The organism is Sphingobium sp. TomMM35A, assembly GCF_054771735.1.
On the sequence record NZ_BSRC01000001.1, the window covers coordinates 2,414,986 to 2,427,940 of the forward strand.

At 63.6% G+C, this 12,955-nt stretch carries 10 protein-coding genes; 6 read left to right on the forward strand and 4 right to left on the reverse strand.

Annotation, left to right across the window (positions count from 1 at the left end):
* Positions 1-68: 68 nt before the first annotated feature.
* Positions 69-1,160 (forward strand): branched-chain amino acid aminotransferase, encoded by a 1,092-nt coding sequence (locus ACYU8T_RS12155; protein WP_247232360.1) that lies wholly within the window; start codon positions 69-71, stop codon positions 1,158-1,160.
* Between the two features lie 138 nt (positions 1,161-1,298).
* Positions 1,299-2,507, forward strand: coding sequence for a UbiH/UbiF/VisC/COQ6 family ubiquinone biosynthesis hydroxylase (locus ACYU8T_RS12160; RefSeq protein ID WP_461159585.1), 1,209 nt, complete (start codon positions 1,299-1,301; stop codon positions 2,505-2,507).
* 78 nt (positions 2,508-2,585) lie between these two features.
* Here ACYU8T_RS12160 and ACYU8T_RS12165 read toward each other — a convergent pair whose 3' ends face one another.
* Complete coding sequence (locus tag ACYU8T_RS12165) at positions 2,586-3,101, reverse strand: cytochrome b (RefSeq protein ID WP_461159808.1); 516 nt, start codon at positions 3,099-3,101, stop codon at positions 2,586-2,588.
* Between the two features lie 26 nt (positions 3,102-3,127).
* The gene (gene acs / locus ACYU8T_RS12170; protein ID WP_461159586.1) at positions 3,128-5,071 is read right to left on the reverse strand and encodes an acetate--CoA ligase; all 1,944 of its coding nucleotides are present in this window, start codon (positions 5,069-5,071) and stop codon (positions 3,128-3,130) included.
* 170 nt (positions 5,072-5,241) lie between these two features.
* Here acs and ACYU8T_RS12175 point away from each other — a divergent pair, with 170 nt between their 5' ends.
* On the forward strand, positions 5,242-5,913 hold the full coding sequence (locus ACYU8T_RS12175) for a glutathione S-transferase family protein (protein ID WP_097090664.1): 672 nt from the start codon (positions 5,242-5,244) through the stop codon (positions 5,911-5,913).
* A 7-nt stretch (positions 5,914-5,920) separates the two neighbouring features.
* On the opposite strand, the gene ACYU8T_RS12180 is transcribed toward ACYU8T_RS12175, so the two are convergent.
* Complete coding sequence (locus ACYU8T_RS12180; protein WP_097090665.1) at positions 5,921-7,084, reverse strand: GGDEF domain-containing protein; 1,164 nt, start codon at positions 7,082-7,084, stop codon at positions 5,921-5,923.
* 88 nt (positions 7,085-7,172) lie between these two features.
* Positions 7,173-8,054: a LysR substrate-binding domain-containing protein gene (locus ACYU8T_RS12185; protein ID WP_247232373.1), complete on the reverse strand. Its 882-nt coding sequence runs from the start codon at positions 8,052-8,054 to the stop codon at positions 7,173-7,175.
* Between the two features lie 337 nt (positions 8,055-8,391).
* Here ACYU8T_RS12185 and ACYU8T_RS12190 point away from each other — a divergent pair, with 337 nt between their 5' ends.
* The 3 genes from ACYU8T_RS12190 to ACYU8T_RS12200 all read left to right on the forward strand — a co-directional run bounded on the left by ACYU8T_RS12190 (position 8,392) and on the right by ACYU8T_RS12200 (position 12,938).
* Positions 8,392-10,686, forward strand: a complete 2,295-nt coding sequence (locus tag ACYU8T_RS12190; RefSeq protein ID WP_461159587.1) for a CDC48 family AAA ATPase — start codon at positions 8,392-8,394, stop codon at positions 10,684-10,686.
* 148 nt (positions 10,687-10,834) lie between these two features.
* Positions 10,835-11,461: a class I SAM-dependent methyltransferase gene (locus ACYU8T_RS12195; RefSeq protein WP_461159588.1), complete on the forward strand. Its 627-nt coding sequence runs from the start codon at positions 10,835-10,837 to the stop codon at positions 11,459-11,461.
* Between the two features lie 211 nt (positions 11,462-11,672).
* Positions 11,673-12,938 (forward strand): glutamate-5-semialdehyde dehydrogenase, encoded by a 1,266-nt coding sequence (locus ACYU8T_RS12200; protein ID WP_461159589.1) that lies wholly within the window; start codon positions 11,673-11,675, stop codon positions 12,936-12,938.
* Positions 12,939-12,955 lie beyond the last annotated feature (17 nt).

The following is a 12,955-nucleotide window of genomic DNA, read 5'->3' on the forward strand; positions in this document are numbered from 1 at the left end:
TGATGACCCATTGTTTCCGCGAGCCGTTTGTGACATAGGCGGCCGGTCCTACCAAAGGAGCATAGATCATGGACGTCCAGCAGAAGTCGCGCTTTACCGTCAACCCGAGCAGCAAGGCTGTATCGGCTGACCAGCGCGCCGTATTGCTGGAGGACCCGGGCTTCGGGCGCCTGTTCACCGATCATATGGTGACGATCCGCTATACGGAAGGGCAGGGGTGGCACAGCCATGCCATCGGCCCGCGTGAGCCGTTCCAGCTCGATCCGGCCTGCGCCGTGCTGCATTATGCCCAGGAAATCTTCGAAGGGATGAAGGCGTACCGGCTTGAGGATGGCAGCATCGCCATGTTCCGGCCGGAGGAAAATGCCCGCCGCTTCGCCGAGTCGGCGGAACGCATGGCCATGCCGGTCCTGCCGGAGGACATCTTCCTGGAGGCCGTCGAAGAACTGGTGAAGATCGACGCCGATTGGATCCCCAGCGGCGAAGGAAGCCTGTATCTGCGCCCCTTCATGTTCGCGAGCGAAAGCTTTCTGGGCGTGCGCCCGGCGGCGGAGTATATCTTCTGCGTCATCGCTTCGCCCGCTGGCGCCTATTTCAAGGGTGGGAAGAAGGCGGTCACGCTCTGGGTGTCGGAACATTATACCCGCGCGGCAAAGGGCGGCACGGGGGCTGCCAAGTGCGGCGGCAATTATGCCGCGAGCCTGGTGGCTCAGTCGGAAGCGACGAAGCATGGCTGCGATCAGGTCGTCTTCCTCGACGCCGCAGAGCATAAGTGGGTCGAGGAACTGGGCGGCATGAACGTATTCTTTGTCATGGACGACGGGTCGATCGTTACCCCGCCGCTGTCGGGCACGATCCTACCCGGCATCACCCGCAACAGCATTATTACGCTGGCCCGCGCCAAGGGGCATGAGGTTCGCGAGGAGCCCTACAGCTTCGCGCAATGGCGCGACGATGCGGCGAGCGGTAAGCTGCGCGAGGCGTTCGCTTGTGGCACGGCGGCGGTCGTCACCGCGATCGGCACGGTGAAGAGCGTCGATGGCGACTTCACCATCGGCAATGGCGATGGCGGCATCGTAACCGAAGCACTGCGCACGGAACTGACCGGCATTCAGCGCGGGACGGTGGCCGACCCCGCTGGCTGGGTGCGCAAGCTTTAAAAATTTTCTTTGCCGTGCTCCTGCGGAGGCAGGAGCCCAGCTTAAATAAACGCCTAGGCTCCTGCCTTCGCAGGAGCACGGATGAATAGGCGGCTCGCGCCGCTTCCCATTCCCCGGCCGAGCGCCTAGATAGCTCATATGCAACGTTTTGACGTCGTCATCTTGGGCGGGGGCCTTGTCGGGCTGACCCTGGGCATTGCGCTTTCCGGTCATGGGGTGCGTTGCGCCGTCATCGATCCCGCCGATCCGGTGGAGACCAGCGCCGTCGGGTTCGATGGGCGCGTGTCCGCCATTTCCTCGACCAGCTATGCGATGCTGTCCGCCATCGGTGTGGCTGATCTGCTGGACGGGAAAGGCTGCCCCATCGACCGCATTTGGGTAAGCGACGGGCTGGAGCCCGGCGCTCTCGATTTCGCGCCTGACGCGGACGATGGTGTCATGGGGATCATGTTCCCCAATCGCGACCTGCGCATCGCCCTATCCCAAGCGGCCGAGAAGGCGGAGAATCTGATCCGCTTCCAGCCCGACCGCGCCATCCATGTCGACCGCAATGCCGACGGAGTCAGCCTGACGCTCGCCAGCGGGCAGATGCTGCACGGCGCTCTGCTGGTGGCGGCCGAGGGACGAAACAGCCCAACCCGCGAAGCTGCAGGCATCCGCACCACGCGCTGGCAGTATAAGCACACCGCCATGGTGACGGCGATCGATCATGAGGTGCCGCACGCCAACACGGCTTATGAGATTTTCTATCCCGGCGGCCCCTTCGCGCTGCTGCCGATGCTGCCGGGGACGCGATCGGCCATCGTCTGGACAGTGCCGACCGAGCAGGCGCCGGTGATGCTGAAATTGTCCGAACGGGCATGGCTTGCTGAAGCGCAGAAGCGAATGGGCGGCTTCCTGGGCGAGATATCACTCGCAGGTCCGCGCTCCAGCTACCCGTTGGGCTTCCACCATGCCGCGCGGATCACCGATACGCGGCTGGCCTTGGTCGGCGACAGCGCCCATGCGATCCATCCGATCGCGGGGCAGGGCCTGAACCTTGGGTTTCGCGACGTCGCGGCGCTGGTGGAGGTGCTGGTCGATGGCATGCGCCTTGGCCTAGACCCCGGCGACGCCCAGTTGATGGCGCGCTACCAGCGGTGGCGGGGGCTGGACGCGATGTCGGTCAGCGTTGCCATGGACGGACTCGTCCGGCTGTTTGATGTGCCCGGCCGCATTCCTTCTGCCATCCGCCGTTTCGGCCTCGCCGCAGTCCAGCGCACGCCGATGCTCAAGAACCGCTTCATGGCGGAAGCAAGGGGTGAAAGCGGCGCGTTGCCCAAGCTGCTGATCGGGGAAATGGTCTAAAGCTGTTCCGTCATGCCAACGAAAGCTGCATCTCGCACAGACTCCAGCTTCCGCTGGGGTGACGAGGTCAGGGGGGGTCTAACCCAACATCCGCCGCAGCACGTCATCCTTCAGGATGAAGTGATGGCGCAGCGCCGCCGCGACATGCAGGATGAGGAGGGCGATCCAGGCGAAGGCGAATATCTCATGCGCTTCGGCGGAAAAGCCGACGATCGCATCATCCTTCGTAACCGCGAACTTCGGCACGTCGAACAGAAAGAACCAGTTCAGCGGATATCTCCCGGCAGAACTCATGATCCAGCCGGTAAGCGGCACCAGCAGCATGAAGCCGTAGAAGCTGTAGTGCGTAACCTTCGCGGCCAGCCTTTCCCAGGCGGGAAGTCCCTCTGGCAAGGGTGTCTGGCGGTGGGTGAGACGCCAAACCAGCCGAAGGACCGCCAGCGCCAGTACGGTCAGGCCCACCGATTTATGCACCGGCATCACCTGCCAGTCGCCCGGCAGGGATTCGTGCGCCAGTCCCAACCATAGATTGAAGAGGATCAGGATCGCCATGACCCAGTGCAGCGTACGAGCAACCAGGCTGTAGCGTTCCAAGGGCGTCTCCTGATCCAGATCAGGCGTCATCCTTGCCGATTGGCGACCAGATTGTCCACCACCGAGGGATCGGCAAGGGTGCTGGTGTCGCCCAGCGCCTGTGCCGACACTTCGCCTTCAGCGATCTTGCGCAAGATGCGGCGCATGATCTTGCCCGACCGGGTCTTGGGCAGGCCCGGAGCGAACTGAATGACGTCGGGCGTCGCGATCGGGCCGATCTCGGTGCGGACCCAGGCGACCAGCGTCTTGCGCAGGTCCTCGCTCGGTTCCTCGCCGCTGTTCAGCGTGACATAGGCGTAGATGCCCTGCCCCTTGATGTCGTGGGGGAAGCCCACCACGGCCGCTTCGGCGACCGCTTCGTGCAGCACCAGCGCGCTTTCGACCTCGGCGGTGCCCATGCGGTGGCCCGACACGTTGATGACGTCATCGACGCGGCCGGTGATCCAGTAATAGCCGTCCGCATCGCGGCGGGCTCCGTCGCCGGTCGTATATTTGCCGGGGAAGGTCGTGAAATAGGTTTGGAAGAAGCGCTCATGGTCCCCCCACACGGTGCGCATCTGGCCCGGCCAGCTTCCGGCGATGACCAGATTGCCCTCCGCCGCGCCTTCCAGCACCTTGCCTTCGCTGTCGACGATCTGCGGGATCACGCCCGGCATCGGCAATGTGGCGGAGCCGGGCTTCAGGTCCGTGGCGCCCGGCATCGGCGCGATCATCGCACCACCCGTTTCGGTTTGCCACCAGGTATCGATGATCGGGCAGCGATCCTCACCCACGACATGATGATACCAGCGCCACGCCTCGGGATTGATCGGCTCGCCCACGGTGCCGAGCAGGCGCAGCGATTTGCGGCTGGTGGAGCGCACGAACGCGTCGCCCTCCTTCATCAATGCGCGCAGAGCCGTGGGCGCGGTGAAGATGGTCTGCACCTGATGACGGTCCACCACTTCCCAGATGCGGCTGGCGGTGGGATAGTTGGGAACGCCCTCGTACATCAGCGTCGTAGCGCCATTCGCCAGCGGGCCATAAACGATATAGCTGTGACCGGTGACCCAGCCGATGTCCGCCGCGCACCAGTAAATGTCGCCGGGGCGATAGTCGAAGCACAGTTCATGGGTAAGGCTCGCCCACAGCAGATAGCCGCCGGTTGTGTGCAGCACGCCCTTGGGCTTGCCCGTCGAACCGGAGGTGTAGAGGATGAACAGCGGATCTTCCGCGTTCATCGGCTCGGGCGCGCAGTCGGCGGAGACCTTTGCCACTTCCTCATGCAGCCACAGGTCGCGGCCGTCCTGCATGGCGATGCCGCCGCCGGTCGCTTGCACCACGACGACCTTCCTGACGCTTGGGCAATCCTTCAGCGCGGCATCGACATTGGCCTTGAGCGGCACTTGTCTGCCCGCGCGGCAGCCTTCATCGGCGGTGATGACGATGTTGGAATCGCAGTCGATGATCCGGCCCGCCAGCGCTTCGGGAGAGAAGCCGCCGAAGACGACCGAATGGATGGCGCCGATCCGCGCGCAGGCGAGGAGGGCGAAGGCCGCTTCCGGGATCATCGGCAGATAGACGGTGACGCGGTCGCCCTTCTTCGTGCCTGCGGCTTTCAGGACGTTGGCGAAACGGCAGACTTCCTCATGAACCTGTTTGTAGGTGAAGCGGCGCGGCTCCCCGTCCGGCGAGTCCGGCTCCCAGATGATCGCGGTCTGGTCGCCACGCTCGGCGAGATGCCGGTCTATGCAGTTGGCGCTGACGTTCAGCACGCCGTCGGCGAACCATTTCACGCCGAAATCCGCTTCGTTGAAGCTGCTCTCGTCCGTCTTGCTGGGGAAAGTCAGCCAGTCGAGGCGCTCTGCACGCTCCAGCCAATAGGCCTCCGGATCATCGATCGACCGCTGATAATCTGCCTCACGTCCATCCCGGTCGAGCAGCGCCGAAGCGGCCCATTCCGAAGGGACCGGGAAAAAATCGTCAGACATCGATCATCCTTTCCTATGCGTTGCCTGACCCTCTAGAGGGTAGAGGCGATCATCGGAAGCCCCGGATTGTCGCCCCGCCGCCAAAGTTTCCGCGACTATCGTCCCCCATTTAAGCGAGTGTCAGCCATTTGCCGCTTTTCGCAGCGCTTGGCTCCGCTTAACAGGAGGCCATGTGGCAGCTCTTCCAATTCCCGCTTTGTCCCTTCTCCCGCAAGGTGCGCCTGCTGCTGGGCGAAAAGGGGATCGGCTATGATCTGGTACGCGAATCGCCCTGGGAAGCGCGAGACGAATTTCTTGATCTCAATCCGGCGGGCACGACGCCCGTCATGGTTGACCAGGAAAAGGGATCGACGCTGATCGACAGCCAGGCGATCTGCGAATATTTCGAAGAGACGGTGGAGAAATTCCCGCTGATCTCCGGCACGGCGGCGGGCAGGGCGGAGGTGCGGCGGCTCGTCGCCTTCTTCGACCAGAATTTCTACGGCGATGTCGTTGGCCCACTACTGCACGAGCGGATGAAGAAGCGGCTGATCGAACGGGCGCCGCCAGACGCCCGCGTGCTGCGCGAAGCCATGAAGCGGGCCAATGTCCATATGGATTATATGGACTATCTGCTCGATCACCGCAGCTGGATGGCTGGCGGTACGATGAGCCTTGCCGACATAACGGCGGCGGCGCATCTGTCGGTTGCCGACTATCTGGGAGGCATCGACTGGGCCGGGCATGAGACGGTCAAGCGCTGGTATGCAGGCTTCAAGTCGCGCCCGTCCTTCCGTCCCCTGCTGTCGGAGCGGATGGAGGTGATCACCCCGCCGCCCCATTATGAGAAGCCGGACTTCTAAGGCAGGATCACTCGCCCTCGACTGCGAGATAGACGCGGTTGCGGCCATGTTCCTTGGCCAGATACAACGCCCGGTCAGCTGCCTTCAGCGCCGTGCGCGGATCGTCGTGGGCGAGCACATTGGCGACGCCCGCCGAAAAGCTTACCCGCTCCATCCGCTCGCCATTGGTGCGGTTGACGAGGCTACGGGTCGCCAGATCCTGCCTGACGCTGTCCACCGCCTCGCACGCTTCCGCGGCCGTCTTGCCGCGAAACAGCATGACGAATTCCTCGCCGCCGTGACGGGCCACATGGCATTGGTCGTCGCTTGCCTTGGCCAGCAGCCCGGCGACGAATTTCAGCACCCTGTCGCCCGTGTCATGCCCATGGGTGTCGTTGATCAGCTTGAAATGATCGATATCACAGAAAGCAACGGCGAGTGGCTGTCCTTCCTTCCGCGCCGTGGCGACTTCCTCGCGCAACCTGCCTTCGAACGCGCGCCGGTTGGGAAGGCCGGTCAGATGATCATGTTCGGCCGCGCGCCGCGCATTGGCGAGGCTGGAGCGGAGCGCGTGATTCTGCTTCTGGTTCTGCCGCAGCTGCCCTTCGACCTGCCGCGTCTTTTCCACCATTGATCGGGTGAGCGCCACCAGCCGGGACAGGACCGGTTCATTGTCCGCCCGTGCCGCCAAGCCCTTCACCTCTTCCTGCAACGCTGCGCCATAATCCTTGGCGGAGTTGCGCGATTCGGTCATCAGGCCGGTGAATTCGGAGAGATTCTCTTCGACTTTCGCCAACATGGTCGACAGGGCTTCGGGCGTCACTTCGTCGGCGCGCTGTTCGGCGACGATCTCTTCGACCCAGCTGTTGCTGATCTTGCCGCGCTCCGCAAGCACCGCCCTAATCGCCTTTTCAACGGCGATCTGCGATCCGGTAAGATAATCATGCGCGACCCCGAAATTGAGCGGAGTCAGGTCAAGGTCATGCGCAAAGAGGAAATTGCCGATCTCGTCATACAGCTTGCGGCGGCGATTGACCTCGCGATGCACCGTGCTGCCTGATCGGGTGCGCTGGCTTTCCGCCTCATCCGCTTCCTCTTCTGCCTCAAGCTTGCCCGACAGGCCACGCGCCCACCGTGTCAGGCGGTCGGCCAGGCCGTGCTGCGGATTTGCGGATGATGATGCCCCAGTCATGCGGCTAATAACGGCGCGAGCGTGACAGGGTTAAGAGCGGCTGGCAAAAATCGCCAAGCCGCTGATCAGCCGCCGATATTGAGCGGAATCAGATATCCGCCGCGATCAGCCAGTCGCGGAAAATGCGCACGGCGCGGGTCTGCAAGGCGCGCGGACGGCACACGAAATAATAGCGATAGGGGCTTTCCACCCGCGTCTCCGGGAACAGACGGACAAGACGCGAGTCACCGGCTTCCTTGAAGTGGCTCGCATGCATGACGGCGACGCCCAGCCCTTGCGCGGCGGCCTCCAGCATCAACTGACCCGAATCATAATTGTCGATCGCCAGCGGCTGCAGGTCGGGCAAGCCCACCGCATCCTTCCATGCGTCGAAGGACAGGTTCATGTCGCGGTGGAGCAGGATCGTGTGCTGCGCCAGATCCGCCGGAGATCCGATCTTTTGCGGGGCGTCGAGCAGCGCCTTGCGGCCGATCAGATAAACTTCGTCATGATCGAGCTCATGGGCATAAAGCGCCGGATCGATATCCTTGGCAAGCACGATCGCCGCATCCAACCCTTCGCCCAGACGCGCGACGGCATGGGGAGTCGTCTCGATATCGATATGCAATTGGGGATGCTTCTGCCGCAAGGCGCCCAGATGGGGGAAGAGCCGCTGGGTCGCGAACAGCGGCATGACGGCCAGGCGCAGGCGCAGCTGATTGCCGCCGCTCTGGATATTCTCCAGCGCCTGGCTCAGCGAATCCAGCGCGGGGGCGATGTCGTCGAGCAGCTTCTGCCCATCGGCGTTGATCTCCAGCGCCTGATGCTTGCGATCGAACAGGGGGCGGCCGATGAACCGCTCCAGCGCCTGCACGCGGCGGCTGAGTGCGGGCGTGGACAAGGCGAGTTCTTCCGCCGCAGCCTTGACCGACCCAAGCCGGGCTACCTGAACAAAGGCCTCAAGGGCAGTAAGGGGCGGCAGTCTGCGCATAGTCAATCTAATAGCCAAGCCACCGCTCTGCTGCGACGCGTCATCGTCGCGGTGCGGGCAGGCAGCAGCCCGGTTTCAGTCATCCTCTTTTCACCAGCATGAAAAAGCGTCAACTGGTAAGATGCAAAATTTGCAACTCTTCGATCCTTTTCGCAATTGCAAAATGCCATGCTGCAACGCACATAGGAAAGGCCTTTCAGGCATCCTCTCCTAAAACTTTCCGGGCTGGCCTTCGGGTCAGCCCTTTTTTTATCCCGGGTTATCATGATCGCGGGGCTCTTTCCTTGCGCTTCGACGTTTCCTATCTCGTTACGCAGTGACAAGAATGGGGATGGCAATGGCCGAACAGGAAAGCCCGGAACGCAGGATTCAGGTAGCCAATGCACGGCCTGAGGATGCAGGGCGCGGGCTCGCGCGCATTCCGGTCGCCGTTATGGCGGAACTTCAGCTTGCTGAAGGCGACGTGATCGAGATCGCGGGAAAACGTTCAACGCCCGCGCGCGTCGTGCGGCCCTATAAGGAGGATGAAGGGCTCGACGTCCTTCGGCTCGACGGTTTGCAGCGCGCGAACGCAGGCGTGGGCTCCGGTGACTTCGTCCAGATCAGCAAGATCGAACCGCGGCCCGCCCAGCGTGTGGTCTTCGCGCCCGCACAAAATAACCTGCGGCTTCAGGGCAATCCGGAGGCGCTGAAACGCGTCTTCTTCCAGCGCCCGCTTGCCGCTGGCGACATCGTCGCCACGGCTGGACAGCAACAGGTCCCGCCTAGCGACATGCCGCCGCAGCTTCGCCAGATGCTGGCCGCGCCCGCCTATGCCTTGCAGGAAATCCGGTTGGTAGTCGTATCCACCACGCCCAAAGGCTTCGTGCAGATCGACGCCGACACGGAGATCGACCTGCGCGCCGAATATGAAGAGCCTAAGGAATCCCGGCGGGCCGACGTCACCTATGACGATGTCGGCGGCATGGCCGAAGCGATCGACCAGCTCCGCGAAATGGTGGAGCTGCCGCTGCGCTACCCCGAATTGTTCGAGCGGCTGGGCGTCGATCCGCCCAAGGGCGTGCTGCTCCATGGCCCGCCCGGAACGGGCAAGACACGGCTCGCCCGCGCCGTCGCCAATGAATCGGAGGCGGAGTTCTTCCTGATCAACGGGCCGGAGATCATGGGATCGGCCTATGGCGAATCGGAAAAGCAGCTGCGCGAGATATTCGAGGCAGCGGCGAAGTCCTCGCCATCCATCCTGTTCATAGACGAAATCGATTCGATCGCGCCCAAACGCGGCAATGTGACCGGCGAGACGGAAAAGCGCCTGGTGGCCCAGCTGCTGACCCTGATGGACGGCCTCGAACCGCGCACCAATCTGGTCGTGATCGCCGCCACCAACCGGCCCGAAGCGATAGACGAGGCGCTGCGGCGCCCAGGCCGCTTCGATCGCGAGATCATCGTCGGCGTTCCCGACGAGCGCGGACGGCGCGAGATCATGGGCATCCACACGCGCGGCATGCCGCTCGGCGAGGGAGTTGACCTCGGCGAACTGGCGCGCATGACCTATGGCTTCGTCGGTGCTGACCTTGCCGCGCTGACCCGAGAGGCAGCGATCGAAGCGGTGCGCCGCTTCATGCCGCGCCTCAACCTTGAGGAAGGCACCATTCCGCAGGATGTGCTGGAGGAACTGTCGGTCACCCGCGATGACTTCATGGCCGCCATCAAGCGCGTCCAGCCGTCCGCCATGCGCGAGGTGATGGTGCAGGCGCCCAATATCGGCTGGTCCGACATTGGCGGCCTGGACGAAGCGCAGATGCGCCTCAAGGAAGGGGTCGAGCTTCCGCTCAAGGACCCCGACGCCTTCCGCCGCATCGGCATCCGTCCCGCCAAGGGCTTCCTGCTCTACGGCCCCCCCGGCACCGGCAAGACGCTGCTGGCAAAGGCGGTGGCGCGGGAAGCGCAGGCGAACTTCATCGCGACCAAGTCCAGCGACCTCCTGTCCAAATGGTATGGCGAAAGCGAGCAGCAGATTGCCCGCCTGTTCGCCCGCGCGCGCCAGGTGGCGCCGACAGTCATCTTCATCGACGAGTTGGACAGCCTCGTCCCGGCGCGTGGCGGCGGGCTGGGCGAACCGGCAGTGACGGAGCGGGTGGTGAACACCATCCTTGCCGAAATGGACGGGCTGGAGGAACTGCAATCGGTGGTCGTCATCGGCGCGACAAATCGGCCGACGCTGATCGATCCCGCACTGCTTCGGCCGGGCCGCTTCGACGAGCTTATCTATGTGCCTGTGCCGGACAAGGCGGGGCGCAAGCGCATCCTTGCCATCCACACCGGTAAAATGCCGCTGGCCGACGATGTCGACCTCGATGATCTGGCGGAACGGACCGAGCGGTTCACCGGCGCTGACCTTGAAGACTTGGTGCGCCGCGCGGGCCTGATCGCGCTGCGTCAGTCGCTGTCGGTGGAGCGCGTCGAACAGGCGCATTTCAATGAGGCGCTGGAAGAAACCCGCGCATCGGTCACGCCCGAAATGGAGCAGGAATATGAAAAAATCCAATCCCAGCTGAAGCAAAGCGCGATGCGGGTCGATCCGATCGGCTTCGTCGCGCCGGGCATGCTCCGGTCGCGCGAGCGTCCCTCTTAACAAGGGCTAGCGGATTGCGGATTGAACCCATCCGCACTCCGCGCGTTCGCTTACCCATGGCCGGGCCACAAGCCCGCCAGCGCAAAGCGGCTTGCAAGGCGGGCCGTTATTTGCAAGGCCCAGACAGAAGGCAGACAGGCGAGTATTGATGGCCTCCATTCCCCTGAAGACAAAAGCAGTTCCGGCCTCATTCCTTGGCCAATGGAGCATGTTCTTCCGTCAGTTCGTGAAGCATCCCGGCATGATCGGATCGGTGATCCCATCCTCTCCCGCGCTGGTGAGCAGCATGCTCGATCAGGTGGATTGGCAGCGCACGCGGCTGTTCGTCGAATATGGTCCGGGCGTCGGCACCTTCACCCGGCCGATCCTGGAGCGCATGCACCCGGACGCCAAGCTGCTGGCGATCGACCTCAACCTCGATTTTGTCGCCTGGCTGGAAGCGCAGATCGATGATCCCCGGCTTAGGGTAGTGCATGGATCGGCGGCGGACGTGCGCCGCTTCATCAGCGAAGCTGGGCATCAGCAGGCCGATTACATCCTGTCGGGCATTCCCTTCTCCACCCTGCCAGATGGCGTCGGCGAACTGATCTGCGCGGAAACGCAGCGGGCGCTGCGGCCGGGCGGCGAGTTCCTGGTTTATCAATATTCGGCCTTCGTCCGGCGGCTGCTTACCGGGCAGTTCAACGACATCGCCGAACGTGTCGAATGGCGCAATATTCCGCCCTGCCGCACCTTCCGCGCGATGAAGGCGGTGAGTTTGGCGCAGGCGGCTTAGGGCGTCAGGAGTCACCCCACCACCGCGTTCGCCCTGAGCCTGTCGAAGGGCCTTACTTCTTTTAGGAAGAAGAGGCTTCGACAAGCTCGGCCCGAACGGTTGGGTGACGCGGTTAAAAGATCAGCGCTCAACGGGCCATCCATCGCAGGTCTCGGCGCCTTTCGCCCGATCACGCTTTCATGCTAAGGGCGCGGACGAAAGGCTCGACCAGATGAATGACCTCACTCAGACTCCCGAAATGCTCATCGCCGCGATGGGCGCACGCGCCCGTGCCGCCGCCACGGCGCTGGCCAGCGCGAGCGACGCGCAGAAGATAGATGCGCTGCGCCGTGCCGCCCAGGCGCTTCGGGATCAGACGCCGCAAATCCTTGCTGCCAACGCGCGCGACGTGGAAAATGCCGCCGCCAATGGTCTTTCGCCAGCCATGCTCGACCGGCTGCGCCTGGACGAAGCCCGTGTGGAAGCGACTGCGGCTGGCGTCGATCAGGTTGCGAGCCTCGACAATCCGCTGGGCAGCGTCATCGACAAGCAGGTCCGGCCCAACGGCATGGAGCTGTCGCGCGTGCGCGTGCCCCTGGGTGTCATCGGCATCATCTATGAAAGCCGTCCCAATGTGACCGCCGACGCCGCTGCGCTCTGCCTGCGCGCGGGCAATGCCGTCATCCTACGCGGGGGAAGCGAGGCGAAGGAAAGCAATCGCGCCATCCACGCCGCCATGGCGGAAGGGATCGCCGCCGCGGGCTTGCCCGCCGACGCGGTGCAACTGGTGCCGACGACTGATCGCGCCGCCGTGGGCGCTTTGCTCAAGGCGTCGGACTTCATCGACCTTATCGTCCCGCGCGGCGGCAAGAGCCTCGTCGCGCGCGTACAGGAAGAGGCGCGCGTGCCTGTGCTCGCGCATCTGGACGGCATCAATCACAGCTATGTCGATGGCGCCGCCGATCCCGACATGGCCGTCAAGCTGATCGTCAATGCCAAGATGCGCCGGACGGGCATTTGCGGCGCGACCGAAACGGTGCTGATCGACCAGGCCTTCGCAGCCGCGCCCGCCATCGTGAAAGCGCTGCTCGACGCCAAGTGCGAAGTGCGCGGCGATGCTGCGGTGCAGGCGCTGGACGCACGTGTCGTCGCGGCATCGGACGAGGACTGGGATACCGAATATCTCGACGCCATCGTCTCCGTGCGGCTGGTTGATGGGCTTGACGAAGCGCTATCCCATATCGCCGCGCATGCGAGCCATCACACCGACGCGATCATCACCGAAGATGCGCAGAAAGCGGAGCGCTTCCTCAACGCGGTCGACAGCGCGATCGTCATGTGGAACGCCTCGACCCAGTTCGCCGATGGCGGCGAGTTCGGCCTTGGCGCAGAGATCGGCATTTCAACCGGCCGCCTCCACGCCCGCGGCCCGGTGGCTCTTGAGGGGCTGACAACCTATAAGTGGCTGGTGCGCGGAACGGGCCAGACGCGGCCGTAGGCCAGTAAATTTGGTTC

Bases quoted from the DNA above. Each gene is read 5' to 3' on its own strand.
- ACYU8T_RS12155 (WP_247232360.1), top strand. From the start codon at position 69: ATGGACGTCCAGCAGAAGTCGCGCTTTACCGTCAACCCGAGCAGCAAG.
- ACYU8T_RS12200 (WP_461159589.1), top strand. From the start codon at position 11,673: ATGAATGACCTCACTCAGACTCCCGAAATGCTCATCGCCGCGATGGGC.
- ACYU8T_RS12190 (WP_461159587.1), top strand. From the start codon at position 8,392: ATGGCCGAACAGGAAAGCCCGGAACGCAGGATTCAGGTAGCCAATGCA.
- ACYU8T_RS12180 (WP_097090665.1), bottom strand. From the start codon at position 7,084: ATGACTGGGGCATCATCATCCGCAAATCCGCAGCACGGCCTGGCCGAC.
- acs (WP_461159586.1), bottom strand. From the start codon at position 5,071: ATGTCTGACGATTTTTTCCCGGTCCCTTCGGAATGGGCCGCTTCGGCG.
- ACYU8T_RS12175 (WP_097090664.1), top strand. From the start codon at position 5,242: ATGTGGCAGCTCTTCCAATTCCCGCTTTGTCCCTTCTCCCGCAAGGTG.
- ACYU8T_RS12160 (WP_461159585.1), top strand. From the start codon at position 1,299: ATGCAACGTTTTGACGTCGTCATCTTGGGCGGGGGCCTTGTCGGGCTG.
- ACYU8T_RS12195 (WP_461159588.1), top strand. From the start codon at position 10,835: ATGGCCTCCATTCCCCTGAAGACAAAAGCAGTTCCGGCCTCATTCCTT.
- ACYU8T_RS12185 (WP_247232373.1), bottom strand. From the start codon at position 8,054: ATGCGCAGACTGCCGCCCCTTACTGCCCTTGAGGCCTTTGTTCAGGTA.